Origin of the sequence: Ponticaulis profundi (assembly GCF_042659465.1) — a bacterium.
GTDB classification, from domain to species: Bacteria; Pseudomonadota; Alphaproteobacteria; order Caulobacterales; family Hyphomonadaceae; genus Ponticaulis; species Ponticaulis profundi.
Genome location: NZ_JBHSSW010000066.1, coordinates 273695 through 293474, shown reverse-complemented (window position 1 = coordinate 293474; position 19780 = coordinate 273695). Strand labels below are relative to the sequence as shown.

Here is a 19780-nt window from a genome sequence, read left to right as displayed (position 1 = left end):
CACGTATATGACGGACAGCAATTTTATTCGCGTGCGCGGCGCGAAAGAACACAATCTGAAAAATGTTGATATCGATATCCCGAGAGGCGAACTGGTTGTGATGACCGGATTGTCCGGTTCGGGGAAATCGTCTCTCGCCTTCGATACCATCTATGCCGAAGGCCAGCGCCGCTATGTCGAAAGCCTTTCTGCCTATGCCCGTCAGTTTCTGGAGCTGATGCAAAAGCCCGATGTCGATAGCATTGAGGGACTGTCACCGGCCATTTCGATTGAGCAGAAAACGACAAGCCGGAACCCGCGTTCAACGGTTGGTACCGTTACGGAAATTTACGACTATATGCGCCTGCTTTGGGCGCGTGTCGGAACGCCATACTCGCCCGCGACCGGATTGCCGATTGAAAGTCAGACCGTCAGCCAGATGGTCGACCGGACGCTGGCGCTTGAGGAAGGCACTCGCCTCTATCTCCTCGCGCCGATCGTGCGCGGTCGGAAAGGTGAGTATCGCAAGGAATTCGCGGAACTCCTGAAGAAAGGCTATCAGCGGGTCAAAGTGGACGGCGAGTTCTATGATCTCGAAGATCCGCCGACACTCGACAAGAAATTCAAGCATGACATCGATGTCGTTGTCGATCGCATCGTCGTACGGGAAGGCATGGAACAGCGGCTGGCAGAGAGCTTTGAAGCCGCGCTCGATCTTGCTGACGGGATCGCTGTCGCCGAACTGGCAACGCGAGAGGAAACCGAGACACCCGAGCGGATTATCTTCTCAGCCAATTTTGCATGCCCCGTATCCGGGTTCACCATTCCGGAAATCGAACCCCGACTGTTTTCGTTCAACAACCCGTTCGGTGCATGCCCGACATGTGATGGCCTGGGCGAACAGCTGAAAATAGACGCTGCGCTCATTGTACCGGAACGCGATAAATCTCTTCAGGACGGCGCGATTGCCCCCTGGGCAAAGTCGACCTCACCCTATCAGACCCAGACACTGCAGGCTCTGGGCAAAGCCTATAAGTTCAAACTCCAGACAAAGTGGACGGAGCTGAGCGACGAGGTTCAGAATGTCATCCTGCATGGCACCGGCGGAAAAGAAGTTCCGTTCGTCTATGATGACGGAATGCGCCGCTATGAGGTGAAGAAACCGTTCGAAGGCGTCATTCCAAATCTGGAACGCCGCTGGCGCGAAACGGACAGCACCTGGGTCCGTGATGAGATTGCCAAATTTCAGTCTGCTCAGCCTTGCCCTGCCTGCAAGGGAAAACGTCTGAAACCGGAAGCTCTGGCCGTCAAGATCGGCGGGCTGGATATCTCTGAAGCGACCGCGTTTTCAATCCGGAATGCGAAAGACTGGTTTGCTCAGGCTGAAGACCACCTTTCGCCGCAGAACGTCGAAATTGCGACGCGGATACTGAAAGAAATCCGAGACCGGCTGATCTTCCTCAATGACGTTGGTCTCGACTATCTCAACCTGTCTCGCGCTTCCGGCACACTTTCCGGCGGTGAAAGTCAGCGCATCCGCCTTGCAAGTCAGATCGGTTCTGGCCTGACCGGCGTTCTTTATGTGCTTGATGAGCCGAGTATTGGCCTGCACCAGAAGGACAATGAACGCCTGCTCGAAACGCTGAAGCGTCTGCGGGATCTCGGAAACTCGGTCATTGTCGTCGAGCATGATGAAGATGCGATCCTGACAGCTGACCATGTCATCGATATGGGACCAGCCGCAGGTGTTCATGGCGGCCGCGTCGTGTCTCAGGGAACACCGGCCGAAATCATCGCCGACGAGAACAGTCTGACAGGCGCCTATCTGTCCGGTGAGCGTGAGATCCCGATCCCTGAAAAACGCCGCTGGTCGAAAAAGACGAAATCGATCACGCTCAAAGGCGCAACGGGCAACAACCTCAAGAATGTGACCGCAGAAATTCCGCTGGGTACGTTCACTTGCGTCACGGGTGTTTCCGGTGGTGGCAAATCCACGCTCATCATCGAAACGCTCCAAAAGGCGCTCGCCAGAAAGCTGATGAAGGCGCAGGCGGTTCCCGGCCCGCACGAAGCCATTGAAGGCCTTCAGCATCTCGATAAAGTCATTGATATCGACCAGTCTCCAATCGGTCGGACACCGAGATCAAACCCGGCAACTTACACCGGCGCCTTTGGCCCTATTCGCGACTGGTTCGCCGGCCTGCCTGAGTCGAAACAGCGCGGATACAAACCGGGTCGCTTCTCCTTCAATGTGAAAGGCGGACGGTGTGAAGCCTGTCAGGGCGACGGCGTCATCAAAATCGAAATGCACTTTTTGCCCGACGTTTATGTGACCTGCGACACCTGCAAGGGCAAACGCTATAATCGCGAGACGCTGGAAGTCCTCTACAAAGGCAAATCGATCGCTGATGTGCTCGATATGACCGTTGAAGAAGCCGAAGAATTCTTCGCAGCGGTGCCGTCCATTCGCACGAAGATGGAAACGCTGAACCGGGTTGGTCTTTCCTACATCAAGGTTGGTCAGCAAGCGAACACCCTGTCTGGTGGTGAGGCACAGCGGGTAAAACTGTCGAAAGAACTCTCAAAACGCGCGACCGGCAGAACGCTGTATATTCTCGATGAGCCGACCACCGGACTTCATTTCGAGGACGTCCGCAAACTGCTTGAAGTGCTTCATGAGCTTGTCGACAATGGCAATACGGTCGTCGTGATTGAGCATAATCTCGACGTCATCAAAACCGCCGACTGGGTGCTGGACCTGGGGCCTGAGGGCGGCGATGGCGGCGGACGCATTGTGGCAAGCGGCACGCCAGAGGATGTTGCAAAAACTGACGGCAGCTGGACCGGCCACTTCCTGAAAGAGACATTTGAGCGTCATGAAGAGCGCCGCGCCGCCCGCGCCAAACGCCGTATCAAAGCGGCAAAAGCTGCGGGGTGATGTGCGGGGCGTAAAGCCCCGCATTGCGCGCAAAGGCATGCGCCTTTATCGCCGCAGAGGGGGCTCTGCCGCGCAAATGATAAGGTTTGGGAATTTGTAAGGGTCGGGTCAGGACGAGCCGACCTATGCGTCGCGACTTGAACGGTCAGGTGGTGGCCAGGGATCTGGCGTAGGTCCGTGAGTGCGCGGTGAATGGCTGACCGGTCTTAGCTCGATAAGCAAAAGATAAGGCGAGACGGGCTCAACCGGGATTGTATGGCCCAGCGCGCAGGTGATCATGCAGGCAAGCTGGTGCGCCAGCACCTCAGCCCGCTCGAACAGGGCCATGCTGTCTTCAAGCTGCCGCCTCAGCTCAGTTGGTGAGTGAGGTTCGTCAATCCTGAGAGGCACAGCCATGTCGTGATGATGGTGCCAGTCTCGCAGGATATTTGCGGCATCAGAATACCCTGAAGACGAAAGCTCCGTTGCGGCCAGACTGCGGATAAAGGCAAACACCATTACATTGGCCGAGCCCACCATGGACGTGATGTTCGCAGGTGCATCTCGCATTCCCGATGTCTGAAGACGCGCGACCTCACCAAGCAGCCGCGCCAGATACAAGCCGATCGCGCAGAACGCGTGACAAGTGATGTGAGAGGCGGGCGCGTGGGTCATAAGCCGAGTATAGGCTCGCCCATCGCCCTGTCGGATAAGTTTTGGGGAATTTCGACGTCCGGGCAGCGACCCCGACCCCGGCCCGATCCGTAAAATTCCACCGCCAATCCTAAACCCGAATTAAGCGCGTTATGCTCTAAACTCCCTCGGGAGATTTCCATGAGCTATACCGCAGACCAGCGCGCCCCGGCCGCATCTTACTGGCAGAAGATTGCCAATTGGGCCGCGCCGCTTTTTCAGAAGAAGTTTTGCATTATCGGTCCGCGTGCCGATGCGCTGATCATTTATGGTAGCCCGCTGCTTGGCGTTCTTGTCCTGCTCTCTCTGTCCAATACGGGCCTTTGGTACACGATTGCCGCCTTCAACTATGAAGAGGGTATTCTCAGCTTTGTGTGCGGTGTACTGACGACCGCCCACCTCCTTGCCGTCGGATTTCGAAGCCATTTGAACAAAGAGGTGTTCAGTCGCTGGCCATTGCGATTCACGGTTATTCCCGTCCTGTTGTTTGTCGCACTGTCCGCAAACCTCTGGTTTCTCGTCATCGCATCGGTCGTTGCCGTGATCTGGGACGCGTATCACGCGGGGATGCAGAACTTCGGACTGGCACGCATTTACGACATGCGTATGGGCAATGACGCACATGCTGGTCGACTGCTGGATTCGATGATGAACCAGGTTCTGTACGCAGGTCCGCTTCTTGCCGGCGTGACACTCGCCTTTCACGTCGACAGCATCAATAATTTCGCAGAAGTCGGCGCCGCCGCGCTCACGACACTTCCCCAGAATGTTATGGGGCACGCCCAGCTGATCCGCTGGATCGTGATCCCTGTCTGCCTGCTGATTTGCGCCATCTATGTGATTGGGTACTGGCGCCTTTCGAAGAAGGGCTATCAGATATCCCCGCAGAAAGTACTTCTCATGTTGTCCATGGGCGTCGCTTCCATCATTTCATGGGGCTTCAACCCATTTGCGACGGCTTTCGCGGCCATGAATGTCTATCATGCGATCCAGTATTTCGGCATTCTCTACGCCCGCGAAGGCAATGCCATTGCGAAGACGTGCAAGATCGACAGAGCCCCTCCGAAACTCAAACCCTGGCTCATCATCGCGATCCTGCTGGTTCCCACCTGTGCTTACGGAATATGGGAAATGCTCGCGACGCCGGGATGGGACCGGGTTTTCGCGCTGATCCTAACCGTCACCCTGCTCCACTACTGGTATGATGGTTTCATCTGGAGCGTGCGCAAAAAGCAGGTCTAGTCCGAAAGGTCGGGATCAAATCCACGATACATGAAGGCGGAGAGCCCGGCTGAAACGAGGCTCATCGGTATCGAGAAAAGTCCCGCCATTCCGCCGATGATAAACGCCTGCAGTCTTGTGACGCTGAGGATCGTCTCTTCATTCCAGAACATCATCCATGGCAGATCAAATATCGCCGTCGCGAGCCATTGGCCAAACTGATATACAAGCCAGAACGGTCCGATGGCGACGATGATGGCTCCGATGATGGGCAGAGCAACGCCCTTGGTCCACTTCCAGGTCTCAAAGATCATGATCTTGTTGCGGGCAATCGTTGCCGCCGGAAACGTGACCAGACGCGCGCTCAACCACAGCACTGGCAAAGCGACGAGCGCTGTTGAGATCACGCTCGTGAATTGACCCAGCGGCGTCTGAAGGGATGCTTCAGCGGCTTGCGCCATGGCTTCAGGATCGTTTTCAATGGCGGCTGTGTCGACGACTTGCGAGGTCACAAAGACGAGGACCACCAAGGTCGCCAGAAATGCCGCGATGATAAACACCATGAACATCATGCCGGCATACATCGCGTGCGCCATCATCAGGCGTCGTTCGTCATTGCCAAGCTGAAGACCGAGAACGCCATCAAAACTGCCACGAATGGCTAATCTCAATGTCATCGCCATGCAGGACATAGCGGCCACGAACCACAAGATCAGACCCGCCAGGCCAAGACCTGAATGATTTGGATCGGCGCTTATCAGCAGGGAAAACGTCACGCCCATGATCAACGCTTTGATGAGATAGGCTGGCAGGACCGGCATCCACGACGCAGCAGCAAATCGCCAGCTATATTGAGCAGCCTGCAGGATTGGCAGTTTCGCGCCGTTCGACATATTCCAAAACCCTTTCGTTAGACTACGCGTCTAGGACGATTTCGCGGAAATTCCAAGAAATTGAATGGATCCTGAAAGCTCCAAATCAACCTCATTCTGTGAAAATCGCGCGCAAGGAGAGGTGGCCATGCTCAAAGCCATATTCGCGTTTTCACTTATGTCCGTTTTCATACCGTTTTTCCTGAGTCTGGCGCTGTCGGTTTGGAAGAAGGGCATGGCGGCATTTCACTGGACGCCGGGCATGATGAAAAGCGGTGCTTCGAATATTGCGCTGGGCTTTCTGAATGTCCTGGTCGCGCCCTCTGTGTATCTCCTCAACGATCTGGTGCGTGATGGCTATGAAGCCCTTTCCATCCCGCATATTCCGGTCTCTTTCTGGAGCTCATATCCTTTCTGGCTGATCCTGCTTATCAGCCTGATCGGCAAGGATTTTGCCGATTACTGGAACCACCGACTTTTGCACAAACCGGGTTTCTGGATCATTCATGCCGTGCATCATTCCGATCCGGACATGAATCACACAACCTCACTGCGCGTCCATATTCTGGAGTCTGTCGTGATGGTTGGCTCCTATACAGTGATCCTGAGCTGGATGGGATTGCCGCCAGCCGCTGCTGCGGGTCTGGAAATTGCGCGCTCACTCTATAATCGCTTCGTTCATGTTGATGTCGACATTCATCTTGGACCGTTGTCGAAGGTGATCGCCACGCCGCGATTTCATCAATGGCACCATGCCGACAAGCCTGTGGCATACGGCAAAAACCTCGCCAACATCTTTAGCTTCTGGGACGTGCTGTTTGGCACCTACTATGTTCCAGGGCCGTGCAAGGAGCCGCTGGGCTTCGAGGGATCGCCAAATCACAATCTGCCGAAACTCTTTTTCTGGCCGCTGATTGAAACGGTTCGATTTGGCAAATCGATCTTCGTGCGACCCGAGACACGTGCAGCGGACATCTGACCGCTTGACGCTTGCGCAAGTTTACCCAATTTAGCGCAATGAGTATCGAACCTATCCATATTGTCGGCGGCGGCATGGCCGGATCTGAAGCAGCCTGGCAGGCTGCCAATCTCGGCGTACCCGTCATTCTTCACGAAATGCGCGGCGTCAAAGGCACCCATGCGCATAAAACCGATCATCTCGCAGAGCTTGTCTGCTCCAACTCCTTCCGGTCTGACGATCATGAAGGGAATGCTGTTGGCGTGCTTCATGAAGAAATGCGTCGCCTGAATGGTCTGATCATCACGACGGCTGCCGATCACCAGGTGCCGGCCGGATCTGCGCTGGCCGTTGACCGCGATGGATTTTCCGCTGCCATCACGAAGAAACTGGAATCGCACCCGAACATTACGATTGTCCGGGAAGAGGTAGAGACCATTCCGCCGGAAGACTGGTCATCGGTCATTATTGCGACGGGCCCCCTCACCTCTGAGGCGCTTGCCCATGCGATTGGCGAGCTGACCGGCGAAGAGGATCTGGCCTTTTTTGACGCCATTGCCCCGATCGTGCAGCTCGACAGCGTCGACATGACGAAAGCGTGGCGCCAGTCCCGCTATGACAAGCCGGGACCTCATGGCGACACAGCGGCCTATATCAACTGCCCCATGGATGAAGACCAGTATAATGCCTTCATCGATGCCCTGCTCGCTGGTGACAAAACCGAATTCAAGGATTGGGAAAAAGACACGCCGTATTTCGAAGGCTGTCTTCCGATTGAGGTCATGGCCGAACGTGGCCGCGAGACGCTGCGCTATGGCCCGATGAAACCCATCGGCCTGACGAATGCGCACCAGCCGGACGTTAAAGCCCATGCGGTTGTGCAACTTCGTCAGGATAACGCGCTCGGTACGCTGTGGAATATGGTCGGTTTTCAGACCAAGCTGAAATACGGCGCCCAGACGGAAATCTTCCGAATGATTCCCGGCCTTGAGAACGCGGTCTTCTCACGCCTTGGCGGCATTCACCGGAACACCTTCATCAACTCGCCGAAACTGATCGACAATCAGTTGCGCCTGAAAAAGATGCCGCGCCTGCGCTTTGCTGGTCAGGTCACCGGTGTCGAAGGATATGTTGAGAGCGCCTCCATGGGCTTGCTGGCGGGACGCTTTGCTGCGGCTGAGCGTCTTGGCAAGGACCTCACGCCGCCTCCGCCCACGACGGCGCTTGGGGCTCTGCTCACGCATATTACCGGCGGACACCTGGAAGCCGGCGGCACCTTCCAGCCGATGAACGTCAATTTCGGGCTGTTCCCGCCTGCGGAAAACGTGCCGAACAAGGACGAGAACGGAAAGCGCATTCGCGGCAAAGAAAAAGGGCGCGCCCGCAAGCGTGTCATGGCGCAACGCGCACTTGCCGATATTAAGGCGTGGAAAGCGGCGACCGAAGCCGAAACCGTCTAAGCCCAGCGCCTCAGGCGGGATTGCAAGCGCTTCTCGCCACCCAGAAAAGATCGCCAGATGCGCCAGCGTTTGGCGATCGGGGCCGGGTTTTTCTTCTCCAGCCAGAATGGCAGCAGATCAAAGAGACTGACCCAGGCCCATTCTTCGTCCTCCAGCGACGACGTTCGATCCGCCAGCTCATTTACGGCATCGGTGAGCGGTTCACCGGAGACCTTCTGATTGGCCAGCTGAAAGACGCGGCCGCAAACCGTGCTGACGGACGAAGATGCACCGCCCCGAGGTCTGTCATCCATAAGCGCGCCAAACAGGTTTTCCGCGTAACGTGTTTCCTGTTTGCCAAGATGATCGTCATAGGCATCCAGCAAGCGCAGAACATGCGCCGCGTCGTCTGCGTTTTCCTTGAGCAGATATCCAAGCGCCTCACCGGCCATGGACTTTTGCGGCGCTTCGCCAGCTTTCAATCGCTCGATTTCATCTCGCCACCACTGAAGCCTGATCTGGCCGATCATCTCTTCATTCACACTGGTGACAATTCGATAAAACTCACCATCCAGACAAAGAATGCATAAGGCTCGCCGTCTGCGCGCAACTGGCAGGAACCTCGTCCCCAGCCAAAGCGTTTCGTGGTTACGTTTCACAAAAGTCTCTAATCTTTTGAAGAAATCTGGACTTTCATGCTTGGTCTCGGGCATGACGATCACAATATCCTGTTTGCGTCCCGGTGACGTGACTGCCGGTTTTTATAAGGAGGACCTATTCCATGGCTTTTGATCTTCCAAGCCTTCCATATGAGCGCAACGCGCTTGCCCCACATATTTCAGAGGAAACACTGAATTTCCACTATGGCAAACACCATCAGGCGTATGTCACCAATCTGAACAAGCTTATTGAAGGGTCTGACCTTGAGGGTAAATCCCTTGAAGAGATCATTTCAATCGCTGCAGCTGATTCGTCCAAAGCTGGCGTTTTCAACAACGCCGCTCAGGTCTGGAACCACACATTCTATTGGCATTCCATGAAGGCTGATGGCGGCGGTGCGCCAACGGGCAAAGTTGCCGAAATGATCGACCGTGACTTCGGTTCTTACGACAAGTTCAAAGAAGCTTTCTCAACAGCTGGCGCGACACAGTTCGGTTCTGGCTGGGCCTGGCTCGTCCTGAACGGCGGCAAACTGGAAGTTCGCAAAACGCCGAACGCTGAGACACCCCTCACGGAAGATGGTGTGATACCGCTTCTGACAATGGACGTCTGGGAACACGCTTACTATCTGGATTATCAGAATGCGCGTCCAAAATACATCGAGACATTCCTCGACGAGCTGGTGAACTGGGACTTTGCGAACCAGAACCTTGCTGACGCATAAAATCAAAATCTGATTTCAAGCATAGAAAAACCCGGGCACTGCCCGGGTTTTTTGTGTCCATCAATCTGGTTTAGCTGAACGACTTCTCGGCGTCCTGCTGATCTGCCTTCCGGTCCCGTTTGAGACCGGTGTGAAGCAGAAGCGCGGACGCGACGAAGATCGACGAATACGTACCAACGATAATGCCCCAGATGAGAGCGAAGGAGAAACCACGCAGAACTTCGCCGCCAAGCGTATAGATCGAGATCAAAGCCAGAAGCGTCGTGCCTGACGTCAGAACCGTACGCGACAACGTCCGGTTCAGAGACATGTTGATCAGGTCCTTCAGAGGCATCTTCTTGTATTTGCGAAGTTCCTCACGCACGCGGTCATACACAACAACCGTGTCGTTCATCGAATAACCGATAATCGTCAGAAGCGCCGCAATCGTCGTCAGATTGAAGTCGATCTGCAACAGCGAGAACACGCCAATGGTCAGGATAATATCGTGAACCAGCGCAAGGACCGCGCCGATCGAGAACTGAAGTTCGAACCGGAACCAGATATAAACGAGCATGAATGCCAGAGCGACGATGAGCGCCGTCAAACCGGCACGCAAGAGCTCGTGAGAAACCTTCGGTCCGACGTTCTCCTTGCGCAGAACTTCCCAGGCCGGATTCTCAAGATCGTCCTGCGGAAAGACTTCCTGCAGTGTGGCGACCACGAGGTCGGCTTCGCTTGAGACAACTGGCGCCTCACCTTCCTCGGACGTGCTGGCACTCACGCCATCATCACTCGTCGCGGCGCGGATGACAAAGATTTCCTGCGCGTTGGCGCCTGTGCCGGTCGCCGAGGTGACCTGCAAATCCTTAAGGTTCAGATCTGTCAGAGATGACCGGATATCTTCGGTTTCCACACCTTCCGGCGCAGAAATCTCAACAAGCGTACCGCCCGCAAAGTCGATACCGAAATTGAGGCCCCGCATCGGAATCAATGCGAGTGACAGGATGATCGCCAGACCGGAAATCGCAAACGCGATCATCCGGACCGACATGAAATCGATATTGGTCTCGATCGGAAGACGTTTCATCAACATGTGTGCGACCTCCTAAATCGGCAGCTTTTTCGGGCGTGTGCCACGAAGCCAGAGAACAGTGAACCAACGGGTCACAACGAATGCGGTGAACACGGATGTGAAAATACCAATCGCGAGCGTCACAGCGAAGCCTTTCACAGGCCCCGAACCGAGCGTATAGAGAACGGCTGCGGCCAGAAGTGTCGTGATGTTCGCATCCAGAATGGTCGACAGAGCCTGTTGATAGCCAATGTCGACGGCACTCATCGGTGATCGCCCGTTTCGCGCTTCCTCACGGATCCGTTCAAACACGAGCACGTTCGCATCGACCGCCATACCAATGGTCAGAATGATGCCTGCGATACCTGGAAGTGTGAGCGTCGCCCCGAGCCCTGACAGAGCCCCGAGAATGAGAATGATATTGACCACGAGCGAACCGACGGCAAAGCCGCCAAACGAGCCGTAAGCAATGATCATGAAGATTGCGACCAGGGCCAGACCGATAATAGAAGCAAGCGCACCTGCTTCAATCGAATCCTGACCAAGGGACGGACCGACCTGACGCTCTTCAACGACAACAATATCTGCCGGGAGAGCACCGGCCTGAACGATCGTTGCCAGATCACGGGCCTCTTCCATGCTGAACTGGCCGGTGATGCGCGCAGTACCACCTGGGATCGGCTCCTGAATACGCGGCGCCGACCGCGAGACACCATCGAGAATAATGGCAAAGCGGCGTCCGACATTCTCACCCGTAGCGCGGAAGAACTGCGTTGCGCCACGCACATTCAGGCTGAAGCTGACGGCGGGGTTGTTGCTCTCATCAAAGATCTGAGATGCGCTTTTGACCTGATCACCTTCGATAATCGGATCAGCAACGATCAGAAGCGTTTCGCCATCCGTGGATGAGACAAGTTCGTATCCGTCCTGCGTCCGACCGGTTTCCATGGCAGCCCGGAGCCGCGATGGGTTTTCATCAACGAGGTTCAGGGTCAGAACGCCCGGCTGCTGGATCAGAGCCTTCAGGCGTGACGGATCTTTCTCGCCTGGCGCTTCAACGATGATCCGGCTCTCGCCCTGCGGCTGAACCGAAATTTCGCCAAGGCCGTCCGGGTCGAGACGCGGACCAAGCTTTGCGACAGTCTGCTGAACAGCGTCGCGTTTGATTTCGTCGCTTTTCTGATCCGTGAAGGAGACTTCGATCTCACCGGTGTTCAATACCCGTGTGTTGAGGCCAGAGGCACCAATCTGACCGCCCATGGACGCCCGATTGAGCTCGCGCATGATGTTCAGCGCGGCATCTGTCTTTGACGAGTCACGCGGACGGAAGCGCAGAGCCGGCTTGCTGATCTCAATATTGGAGACCGCCACACCATTGCTGGAAAGACGCTGGCGGACACGTGTCTCCAGCGATTCAAGCTCTGTTGTGAAGGAGCGTGTCGGGTCCGACTGAATGGCTGACAACATATTGTCTGTCAGCGTCACTTCAATCGCCTGTCCGGCGCGGCGTGCGACGCGAATGCCGTCAACAACAACCGAAGTGTCATCCACGAGTGGCTGAAGCGCCGCAATCGCTTGCTGGACGGCTTCATCACTGCCGAGATCCACATGGACCGCTGCCGGGTGAACGCGAAGATCACTATAGGTGATGCGGTCAGCACCGCGCGTCGCGTTCAACTGTTTCTGGGCTTCGCGTTCGATATCGCTCAGCTGCTTCAGAACCGATCTCTGGTGGTCGACGTCGAGAAGCAGATAGACACCACCCCTCAGGTCCAGACCCAGATTGACTTGCGAACTCGGCAGGAAACCCGGAATGGCTTCCCGTTGTCTTTCATTGAGCGCATTCGGCAAGGCCAGTAACGCGCCGATCAGGGTGACGCCAAGAATGAGCGCCACCTTCCAGGTCGGAAACTGAAGCATAGGTTAGCTTAACCTTTTTTGTCGTTGGTGTTCGCTGGTGTGGTGTCCTTGTTGAAAAGGTCCACGACCATTGAGCGAACGATGCGAACTTCGGTGTCACCGAGGTTGATGCGCATTTCTTTTTCGTCGACTTTGACGACTTTACCAATCAGGCCGCCCGACGTGATGATCATGTCGTTCTTCTTGATGTTGGCAATCATTTCCTGATGCTTTTTGCGCTGCTGCTGCTGCGGACGGATCAGGAGAAAATACATGATCAGCGCCATCGCGCCGAAAGGCAGAATAATGCCGGTGAGAAGGTTAGAACCGCCCGCCGCTGCGGTCAGTGTCGGTATAGAATCAAGCATATGTTCCGTCCGTTGGGAAATGTGATTTCAGATCGCGGAGCTATACTTGGGCGCGCACCAATTTGCAAACAACCCTCACACTTTAGTTTCAGAGTTGTTTTGCAACGCCCGCAATCAAATGAAGGAAGTTTGATGGCATGAGTGTCTCAGATGCCATACTCCCGCTGGGTGTTTTCGTGAACCGCAACACGCGCTGATCTTCATTCGTACCGATTGGCACCAGAATGATGCCCCCGGGCTTGACCTGTTCGGACCATGCTTCCGGCAAATCCTCAAGCGCACAGGTCGAGATAATGCGATCAAATGGCGCAGCCTGCGGCCAGCCATCAAAGCCGTCCGAGCAGTGAGATGTGATGTTGGCAAGGCCCAGATCATCAAACCGTTTCTGCGCCTGTGTGCTCAGTGTTCGAAAGCGATCGAGCGTGTTCACGCGGCGAGACAGACGCGATAGTAACGCTGTCATGTAACCACTGCCCGTGCCGATCTCCAGAACATTCATGGTGCGTGATGTTCCAAGCTTCAACGCGTCGATCATCGCAACGGCGAGCGGCGGTGGGGACGCAATCTGACCACAGGGAATCGGAAGCGCCACATCCTCATAGGCAAACTCAGCGAGGTCGGGTGCCAGAAACGGCTCGCGCGGGAGAGCTTCAACAGCGTTGAGCAGCGCAGGTTCCGTTACGCCCCATTGGCGCAGCGCCAGGATCAGCTTAGCGACCCGGTATGGATCCTTCTCATACGAACCGCTCGCCAATCACCTACTCCCAAACCCCGGATAATGCGCCTCTCATCGACTCTAATGTGCGATCATGGGTCAGGTCTACATGCAATGGGCTGATCGACACCTTCCCGTCATAGATCGCCTTCAAATCGGTCCCCTCTGCAGGCTGAGAGAGTTTTCCGCGATAGCCGATCCAGAAATAGGTATCGCCGCGCAGATCTATCCGGCGCTCTGCCCGAATGATGTTTTCATCGCGAAAACCCTGGCGCGTGATCTCGACACCTTTGACCGCTTCAGGTGCGCGGTCCGGGAAGTTCACATTGATCACGACATCATCTGGCCATTCGGTTTCAAGCAAGGGCTTGAGCACCTTTGGTCCCCACTGGCGTGCGGTTTCCCATGGCAGCGACCCATCATGCTGAAAGTTTCGCGACTGGCTGAGCGCAACGGAGCGCACGCCATGCTGCATGCCACACATCGCGCCGGCAATGGTGCCGGAATAGGTCGTGTCTTCAGCGATATTCTGACCGCGATTCACCCCTGAGAGGACGAGATCTGGTTTCTTGCCTTCAACGAGCTCAAGCAGGCCTATCAGCACGCAGTCTGTCGGTGTGCCCTGAACGGCGAACTTCTGAGGCTCGACCTGACGAACACGAACCGGGTCCGTCAGCGTGACGGCGCGGGACTTGCCCGATTGTTCGACTTCAGGCGCGACAATCCAGACATCATCAGAAAGCTCACGCGCGATCTCCTCGAGCACGCGCAGGCCTTCTGCATGGATGCCGTCATCATTGGTGAGCAGGATACGCATCAGTTCGCTGATTCGATCTTCGTCACGCCGCCCATATATGGCACCAGCACGTCAGGCACGGTGATGCTGCCGTCTTCGTTCTGATAGTTCTCGACAACGGCGACGAGCGTGCGGCCAACAGCGAGACCAGAGCCGTTCAGCGTGTGAACGAATTCCGGCTTCTTCTCTCCGGCACGGCGGAAACGGGCATTCATGCGACGCGCCTGGAAGTCTCCGCAGGTCGAGCAGGAAGAAATCTCACGATAGGTGTTCTGGCTCGGCAGCCAGACCTCGATGTCGTAAGTGCGACGCGCGCCAAAGCCCATATCGCCGGTGCAGAGTTTCACGACGCGGTAAGCAAGCCCGAGTTTCTGCAACACGCCCTCAGCGCAGCCCGTCATACGCTCGAGCTCTGCATCGGACTCTTCCGGCTTGGTGATGGAAACCATCTCAACCTTGTTGAACTGGTGAAGCCGGATCATGCCCTTGGTGTCGCGCCCTGCACTGCCGGCTTCGGAACGGAAGCAAGGCGTGTGAGCCGTGAAACGGAGCGGCAAAGCTTCGTCAGCCACAATCTGCTCGCGGACCAGATTGGTGACGGACACCTCAGCCGTCGGGATGAGATAATGGCCAGACGTCGTCTTGAAGAGATCTTCTTCAAACTTCGGAAGCTGGCCTGTTCCTTCGAGCGCCTTGTCCTGAACCAGCAAAGGCGGGCTCACTTCCAGATACCCGTTCTCAAGGGTTTGCGTATCCAGCATGAAGGCAGACAATGCGCGTTCGAGACGTGCCATTTGCCCCTTGAGCGCGACAAAGCGCGAACCCGACATAGAAACCGCGGCTTCAAAGTCCATTTGCGGTCCGGCATCACCAGCGCTGAGCGCCTCGCCGACAGCATCGTGAGATTTTGGCTCAAAGGTGAAGCTCGGCGCCTCGCCCCACTGACGCACCTCGACATTGTCGTCTTCGCTCTCGCCGAGCGGAACATCCTCATATGGAAGGTTCGGAAGCGACAGGAGGATGTCATCGCGGCGTTTTTGCGCGTTGGCTTCTTCATCTCCAACCGTTTCGATGACCTTTTTGGCATCAGCCACGGCCTTCATCAGACGCTCAGCTTCGGCTTCGTCACCGCTCGCCTTCGCCTTGCCGATCAGCTTGGAAGACTGATTGCGCGTTGTTTCCGCATCCTGCTTTTTCGCGACGGCTGCACGCACATCCGCGTCATAAGACAGAATGACGTCCGACCAGGATCCACCAGACTCCGGCAGTGGATAAGAGCGTCGCTTGAGCGCCTCATCGAAAGCTTTCGGGTTCTCACGAATGAATCGGATGTCATGCATAACTTAGCACCTGAACTGTTGGTCAGCTGCTGCTTAACGATATGCGGCGTTGACGTCTACTCTTCGCCTTCGCGTTCCGCGTCTTCACGTTCGCGAGCACGTTCAATCATGACAACGCACCAGATCGAAATTTCGTAGAGGATCATCACCGGAACGGCCAGCATGACCTGCGAGATGATGTCTGGCGGCGTGAAGAAGGCAGCAAACGCAAGGATGGCGACGGCCGCATATTTGCGACCTGTACGAAGCGTTCCGGCAGAGACCAGCCCTGCCTTGCCCAGCAAGCTCACAACGACAGGAAGCTGGAAGGAAAGCCCGAAGGCCAGCATGAGTGCCATCACGAGCGACAGATATTCTGACACGCGGATCTGCGATTCAATCGCCGCGACACCGTCTCTTGCTTCCTGCTCGAAGCTCAAAGCGAATTGAGAAATCAGCGGCAGCATCACGATATAGACGAAGACCGCACCGGTCACGAAAAGCGCTGGCGCTGAAATCAGAAACGGAAGAAACGCCCGGCGTTCATTCTTGTAGAGCCCTGGGGCAACGAAGGAATACACCTGCCAGGCGATCGCAGGAAAGGCGACGAAAATGCCCGCAAAAAGCGCGAGCTTTAACTGCGCGAAAAAGACCTCGAGCGGGCCGGTATAGATAAGGCGGAAGGTTGCATCGCCGCGTTCAATCTCAGCGACCCGAACGAGCGGTGTCAGAAGGAGATTGTAGAGTGGCTCTGCAAACACGAAGCAAAGGATCGTACCGCCAGCCAATGCCAGCAGCGACCAGATCAGACGGCTTCGGAGTTCATACAAATGCTGAAGCAGCGGCGCGGTTGAGTTCTCAACCTCCTGCTCATCATCAGCTTCGATTTTACGTGTCACCTTTGGTCTCACTCATCACCGAAGCATTGATGTCTTTCTCGGCGTCTTTCAGATCCGACATCGCCTTGTCCAGCTGATTGTCTTTTTTCAGGGACTCGATTTCAGACCGCAATTCATCCAATTCGGCCTGCCGGGCGATGTCATCAAAAGCGCCGCGGAATTCATTTGCCATTTTCTTGGCCTGACCAACCCATTGGCCAAGTTTGCGCATCATCATTGGCAGGTCTTTCGGACCAACAACAATGAGTGCAGCAATCCCCAGCAAGAGGAGCTCAGATAATCCAAACTGTGGCAGCATCTAACTAACGAATGCTCAGCTTGCTTTGTCTTTTTCAGGAGTCACGTCGATTGGCTCGGGCTTTTTCTTCTGATCCTCGTCGTCATCCTTGAGACCTGTGCGGAAGCTCTTAATGCCTTTCGCCATGTCACCCATGATCGAGGAAATCTTGCCGCGACCGCCAAACAGCAAAAGCGCGATGAGCGCGACAAGCGCTAATTGCATCCAACCTGGGGCCATTACTCAAATCTCCTAGTCGATACTCTTACAATAGGCCCGATACCCTATCGACTCAATGCGGGCTAGTCGTCTGATCGATTATCTTCTGCAAGAAAATCTGTATGGAAGGATGCATTTTCATCAGTTTCATCACCAACGAACGGTTCTTCATCATCTGCATCTGAATCAGACGGTTTCGGCATTTCGAAATTCGCAGGCAAAGCACTATCGAGCAGACCCGCCGCCATGAACTCTGATTTGCCTGGCAGAACATCCAGACTTTCGAGGCCAAAATGCTCAAGAAATTCGGACGTCGTGCCGTAGGTCACGGGACGACCAGGCGTTTTGCGACGCCCCCGATGTCTGACCCATCCACATTCCAGAAGAATGTCCAGCGTGCCTTTCGACACCGCAACGCCGCGAACGTCTTCGATCTCTGCCCGGGTGACGGGCTGACAATAGGCAATGATCGCCATGGTTTCGAGCGCGGCTGGTGACAGTTTGCGGTCTTCTTCGCGGTATTCCGTAAAAAGGTGTCGCAGGTCCGGTGCCGTCTGGAAGCGCCACCGCCCGCCCACCTCAACGAGATTCACACCGCGGCGATTATACGCCTCTTTCAGTGTCATCAGGATGATTGATGCGTCGATGCCATCCGGCAGAACACGCGACACTTCTTCAGCAGAAACCGGTTCGCCAGCTGCAAAGAGCACCGCCTCCGCACGTCGCAATGCATCGGCTTCGACTTCCAGCTGTATGGGCGCCCTCGCCTGCTGTGGCTCATCAATCTCGGCAACATCGTTATCGGATTTAGAAGGCGTCTTTTTTTCATTCGCCTTATAGGCAAAGCTCATCTGCTTCACAGCAGAACGGATCGCCTCGAGGCGTTCTTCTTCGGATTTAGACGACATGGCTTTCTTCTGTGACTTCGTCCATCCGTCTCACCATGACTGGCGCGCCATAACTGTCCTGCCGCAAGTCGATACGATGCGCTTTCGTCATATCAAGAGATGCTGCGAAGAGACTGGCAAGACGAGACTTTCTGGGAGCAACCTTATCATCCTCGGCGCTTCTTTTTGTGTCACTGATATCGTTCAGTGAGCGCCAGTCATCGAGCTCGGGGAGCGCTTTTTCAATCACTTCACGCGCACTTTCGAGCGGCAACACATATTGTTTGACGACTTCGTGTGGTTTTTCGCGCTTGTTGCGGTCCTGAATTTTCGCAAACGCAGCCATGAGATCAATCATGCGCGTGTTGTATTGAGCACGTTTGATGACAACCGGTCGTTCTGGCAGGCCGCGTTCGAAAACATCACGTCCCAGAACATCGCTTTCCATGAGGTCCGCCGCGGCCTGACGCATGGCCTCCAGCCTTTGCAGACGAAATGCCAGACGCGCCGCGAGATCGTCCGCCGATTCTTCGTCGTCGCTTTCCGCCTTCTCTGGCTTCGGCAAAAGGAGACGCGACTTCAGATAGGCCAGCCAGGCCGCCATCAATAGATAGTCAGCTGCCAGGTCGATACGCTTCTTACGCGCATCCTGAATAAATCCGAGATATTGTTCAGCGAGTTCAAGAACTGAAATACGGCGCAAATCGACTTTCTGGCGCCGCGCGAGCGCCAGCAGTAGATGTAGCGGCCCTTCGAAACCATCCAGATCTACGAGAAACGCATCTTTCTGATCGATATCGAAGTTGGCCCCTAACGAATCTGGTGAATTCACCAAACCGTCAGCCATACACGTCCGTCCTTGCTAGACGTATCAACGCATCATAGTTGCGACGCGCATCCACATCGTCCAGTTCAATCGCTTGCTGAGCCGAAGCTTCCGCCTGTACAGCTCTTTCAAGCGCCACACCCTCGAGAGGAAAAGCTGCGGTCGCAACTTCTGTCATCTCGCTGAGGATTTCCTTCGGGTCTGTCAGAAAGCCGGAACAGTGTAAGGCCACGTCGCAGCCTGCTTCCAGAGCACGCTCTGTTCGGCTCGCCAGCGAGCCCCCGAGCGCTTTCATGCCGAGATCATCACTCATTAACAAACCATCAAAGCCGATTCGCGCACGAATGACATCGTCAATCACGATATTCGACGTTGTGGCTGGCTCCAGCCGGTCGATTTCTGGGTATAAGATATGCGCCGTCATCGCCATCGGCGCGCTTCGGACAAAATGAAAAGCCGAAAAGTCCGCTTCCAGCTCTTCACGATCACTCTCGACGATTGGCAGCGCCTCGTGACTATCGACCTTCGCACGTCCATGACCTGGAATATGCTTGATGACACCGGCAACGCCTGCATCGCTCAAGCCTTTCAAAGCCTGCTCTGCAAACATTCCGACGATTTCCGGACTGCCGGAAAATGCCCGATCACCGATGATATCGTGCGCGCCCGGTATGGTGAGATCGACCACCGGAGAACAGTCCGCGTGAATGCCGAGTGTGGAAAGCTCCCGCCCCATCAGAAAGTGGCCGAGATAGCATGCCTGAAGAGCCTCAGCCGGGTGTTTCTCGTGAAGACGCCCATAGAGCGCAACCGGTGGAAAAACTGGCCACTCCGGCGCTTTCAGGCGCGCGACGCGGCCGCCTTCCTGATCGATAAAGATCAGACACGGGCGTTCAAGCGTTTTCCATATCTGATCGACGAGCTTGCGAATCTGCGTCTTTGAAACACAGCTCCGCCCCATCAAAATGACCGCCCAGGGGTGCTGATCGCGAAAAAGGCCTGCCTCTTCCGGGCTGAGTTCGGGACCAGCAACGCTGAGAATACAGGCCTTCATCTTG

Annotated in this window: 20 protein-coding genes; 5 read left to right on the top strand and 15 right to left on the bottom strand. The window is 55.5% G+C overall.

Annotation, left to right across the window (positions count from 1 at the left end; translation table 11 throughout):
- The first annotated feature begins 7 nt into the window (after positions 1–7).
- Positions 8–2917 carry an excinuclease ABC subunit UvrA gene (gene uvrA, locus ACFQDM_RS17345; RefSeq protein ID WP_377381383.1) on the top strand — a complete coding sequence of 970 codons (2910 nt, stop codon included), beginning with the start codon at positions 8–10 and terminating at the stop codon, positions 2915–2917.
- A 123-nt stretch (positions 2918–3040) separates the two neighbouring features.
- Here uvrA and ACFQDM_RS17340 read toward each other — a convergent pair whose 3' ends face one another.
- Positions 3041–3571, bottom strand: coding sequence for a hypothetical protein (locus tag ACFQDM_RS17340; RefSeq protein ID WP_377381380.1), 531 nt, complete (start codon positions 3569–3571; stop codon positions 3041–3043).
- A 159-nt stretch (positions 3572–3730) separates the two neighbouring features.
- Here ACFQDM_RS17340 and ACFQDM_RS17335 point away from each other — a divergent pair, with 159 nt between their 5' ends.
- On the top strand, positions 3731–4831 hold the full coding sequence (locus tag ACFQDM_RS17335) for a hypothetical protein (RefSeq protein ID WP_377381377.1): 1101 nt from the start codon (positions 3731–3733) through the stop codon (positions 4829–4831).
- Here ACFQDM_RS17335 and ACFQDM_RS17330 read toward each other — a convergent pair.
- A complete protein-coding gene (locus ACFQDM_RS17330; RefSeq protein WP_377381375.1) occupies positions 4828–5703 on the bottom strand; it encodes a hypothetical protein in 876 nt (291 codons plus the stop codon). The two genes, ACFQDM_RS17335 and ACFQDM_RS17330, sit on opposite strands and share 4 nt — an antisense overlap.
- A 127-nt stretch (positions 5704–5830) precedes the next feature.
- Here ACFQDM_RS17330 and ACFQDM_RS17325 point away from each other — a divergent pair, with 127 nt between their 5' ends.
- Together ACFQDM_RS17325 and trmFO are read left to right on the top strand one after the other, a co-directional pair.
- Positions 5831–6661, top strand: coding sequence for a sterol desaturase family protein (locus tag ACFQDM_RS17325; RefSeq protein ID WP_377381373.1), 831 nt, complete (start codon positions 5831–5833; stop codon positions 6659–6661).
- A gap of 38 nt (positions 6662–6699) precedes the next feature.
- A complete protein-coding gene (trmFO, locus tag ACFQDM_RS17320) occupies positions 6700–8100 on the top strand; it encodes a methylenetetrahydrofolate--tRNA-(uracil(54)-C(5))-methyltransferase (FADH(2)-oxidizing) TrmFO (RefSeq protein WP_377381370.1) in 1401 nt (466 codons plus the stop codon).
- Here trmFO and ACFQDM_RS17315 read toward each other — a convergent pair.
- Positions 8097–8792: a squalene/phytoene synthase family protein gene (locus ACFQDM_RS17315; RefSeq protein WP_377381368.1), complete on the bottom strand. Its 696-nt coding sequence runs from the start codon at positions 8790–8792 to the stop codon at positions 8097–8099. The two genes, trmFO and ACFQDM_RS17315, sit on opposite strands and share 4 nt — an antisense overlap.
- Positions 8793–8860: 68 nt before the next feature.
- On the opposite strand from ACFQDM_RS17315, the gene ACFQDM_RS17310 reads away from it, so the two are divergent.
- Positions 8861–9463, top strand: a complete 603-nt coding sequence (locus ACFQDM_RS17310; protein ID WP_377381366.1) for a superoxide dismutase — start codon at positions 8861–8863, stop codon at positions 9461–9463.
- A 70-nt stretch (positions 9464–9533) separates the two neighbouring features.
- Here ACFQDM_RS17310 and secF read toward each other — a convergent pair whose 3' ends face one another.
- From secF to nagZ, 12 genes are all read right to left on the bottom strand, one after another.
- The gene (gene secF / locus ACFQDM_RS17305; protein WP_377381363.1) at positions 9534–10538 is read right to left on the bottom strand and encodes a protein translocase subunit SecF; all 1005 of its coding nucleotides are present in this window, start codon (positions 10536–10538) and stop codon (positions 9534–9536) included.
- Between the two features lie 12 nt (positions 10539–10550).
- Positions 10551–12437, bottom strand: a complete 1887-nt coding sequence (secD, locus tag ACFQDM_RS17300) for a protein translocase subunit SecD (RefSeq protein ID WP_377381361.1) — start codon at positions 12435–12437, stop codon at positions 10551–10553.
- 8 nt (positions 12438–12445) lie between these two features.
- Positions 12446–12784 (bottom strand): preprotein translocase subunit YajC, encoded by a 339-nt coding sequence (gene yajC, locus ACFQDM_RS17295; protein ID WP_377381358.1) that lies wholly within the window; start codon positions 12782–12784, stop codon positions 12446–12448.
- Positions 12785–12872: 88 nt separating this feature from the next.
- Positions 12873–13538 (bottom strand): protein-L-isoaspartate(D-aspartate) O-methyltransferase, encoded by a 666-nt coding sequence (locus ACFQDM_RS17290; protein WP_377381355.1) that lies wholly within the window; start codon positions 13536–13538, stop codon positions 12873–12875.
- A 4-nt stretch (positions 13539–13542) separates the two neighbouring features.
- The gene (gene surE, locus ACFQDM_RS17285; protein ID WP_377381353.1) at positions 13543–14316 is read right to left on the bottom strand and encodes a 5'/3'-nucleotidase SurE; all 774 of its coding nucleotides are present in this window, start codon (positions 14314–14316) and stop codon (positions 13543–13545) included.
- Positions 14316–15635 (bottom strand): serine--tRNA ligase, encoded by a 1320-nt coding sequence (gene serS / locus ACFQDM_RS17280; RefSeq protein ID WP_377381351.1) that lies wholly within the window; start codon positions 15633–15635, stop codon positions 14316–14318. Before serS ends, surE begins: the two co-directional genes overlap by 1 nt.
- 56 nt (positions 15636–15691) lie before the next feature.
- Positions 15692–16513 (bottom strand): twin-arginine translocase subunit TatC, encoded by an 822-nt coding sequence (gene tatC, locus ACFQDM_RS17275; protein ID WP_377381348.1) that lies wholly within the window; start codon positions 16511–16513, stop codon positions 15692–15694.
- Positions 16503–16811, bottom strand: a complete 309-nt coding sequence (gene tatB, locus ACFQDM_RS17270; protein WP_377381346.1) for a Sec-independent protein translocase protein TatB — start codon at positions 16809–16811, stop codon at positions 16503–16505. The genes tatC and tatB overlap by 11 nt, the downstream gene beginning before the upstream one ends.
- Positions 16812–16826: 15 nt before the next feature.
- Positions 16827–17030: a twin-arginine translocase TatA/TatE family subunit gene (locus ACFQDM_RS17265; RefSeq protein WP_377381343.1), complete on the bottom strand. Its 204-nt coding sequence runs from the start codon at positions 17028–17030 to the stop codon at positions 16827–16829.
- A gap of 62 nt (positions 17031–17092) precedes the next feature.
- The gene (gene scpB, locus ACFQDM_RS17260; protein ID WP_377381341.1) at positions 17093–17917 is read right to left on the bottom strand and encodes an SMC-Scp complex subunit ScpB; all 825 of its coding nucleotides are present in this window, start codon (positions 17915–17917) and stop codon (positions 17093–17095) included.
- On the bottom strand, positions 17907–18743 hold the full coding sequence (locus ACFQDM_RS17255; RefSeq protein ID WP_377381339.1) for a segregation and condensation protein A: 837 nt from the start codon (positions 18741–18743) through the stop codon (positions 17907–17909). Before ACFQDM_RS17255 ends, scpB begins: the two co-directional genes overlap by 11 nt.
- Complete coding sequence (gene nagZ, locus ACFQDM_RS17250) at positions 18736–19776, bottom strand: beta-N-acetylhexosaminidase (RefSeq protein ID WP_377381336.1); 1041 nt, start codon at positions 19774–19776, stop codon at positions 18736–18738. Before nagZ ends, ACFQDM_RS17255 begins: the two co-directional genes overlap by 8 nt.
- Between the last annotated feature and the right edge of the window lie 4 nt (positions 19777–19780).

What these genes read in the sequence shown, in the direction of transcription:
- ACFQDM_RS17310 (WP_377381366.1), top strand. Translation starts at nt 8,861, where the DNA reads ATGGCTTTTGATCTTCCAAGCCTTCCATATGAGCGCAACGCGCTTGCC.
- ACFQDM_RS17315 (WP_377381368.1), bottom strand. Translation starts at nt 8,792, where the DNA reads ATGCCCGAGACCAAGCATGAAAGTCCAGATTTCTTCAAAAGATTAGAG.
- ACFQDM_RS17340 (WP_377381380.1), bottom strand. Translation starts at nt 3,571, where the DNA reads ATGACCCACGCGCCCGCCTCTCACATCACTTGTCACGCGTTCTGCGCG.
- trmFO (WP_377381370.1), top strand. Translation starts at nt 6,700, where the DNA reads ATGAGTATCGAACCTATCCATATTGTCGGCGGCGGCATGGCCGGATCT.
- ACFQDM_RS17325 (WP_377381373.1), top strand. Translation starts at nt 5,831, where the DNA reads ATGCTCAAAGCCATATTCGCGTTTTCACTTATGTCCGTTTTCATACCG.
- yajC (WP_377381358.1), bottom strand. Translation starts at nt 12,784, where the DNA reads ATGCTTGATTCTATACCGACACTGACCGCAGCGGCGGGCGGTTCTAAC.
- ACFQDM_RS17255 (WP_377381339.1), bottom strand. Translation starts at nt 18,743, where the DNA reads ATGGCTGACGGTTTGGTGAATTCACCAGATTCGTTAGGGGCCAACTTC.
- ACFQDM_RS17330 (WP_377381375.1), bottom strand. Translation starts at nt 5,703, where the DNA reads ATGTCGAACGGCGCGAAACTGCCAATCCTGCAGGCTGCTCAATATAGC.
- serS (WP_377381351.1), bottom strand. Translation starts at nt 15,635, where the DNA reads ATGCATGACATCCGATTCATTCGTGAGAACCCGAAAGCTTTCGATGAG.
- ACFQDM_RS17335 (WP_377381377.1), top strand. Translation starts at nt 3,731, where the DNA reads ATGAGCTATACCGCAGACCAGCGCGCCCCGGCCGCATCTTACTGGCAG.
- secD (WP_377381361.1), bottom strand. Translation starts at nt 12,437, where the DNA reads ATGCTTCAGTTTCCGACCTGGAAGGTGGCGCTCATTCTTGGCGTCACC.
- secF (WP_377381363.1), bottom strand. Translation starts at nt 10,538, where the DNA reads ATGTTGATGAAACGTCTTCCGATCGAGACCAATATCGATTTCATGTCG.
- scpB (WP_377381341.1), bottom strand. Translation starts at nt 17,917, where the DNA reads ATGTCGTCTAAATCCGAAGAAGAACGCCTCGAGGCGATCCGTTCTGCT.
- surE (WP_377381353.1), bottom strand. Translation starts at nt 14,316, where the DNA reads ATGCGTATCCTGCTCACCAATGATGACGGCATCCATGCAGAAGGCCTG.
- ACFQDM_RS17265 (WP_377381343.1), bottom strand. Translation starts at nt 17,030, where the DNA reads ATGGCCCCAGGTTGGATGCAATTAGCGCTTGTCGCGCTCATCGCGCTT.
- nagZ (WP_377381336.1), bottom strand. Translation starts at nt 19,776, where the DNA reads ATGAAGGCCTGTATTCTCAGCGTTGCTGGTCCCGAACTCAGCCCGGAA.
- uvrA (WP_377381383.1), top strand. Translation starts at nt 8, where the DNA reads ATGACGGACAGCAATTTTATTCGCGTGCGCGGCGCGAAAGAACACAAT.
- tatB (WP_377381346.1), bottom strand. Translation starts at nt 16,811, where the DNA reads ATGCTGCCACAGTTTGGATTATCTGAGCTCCTCTTGCTGGGGATTGCT.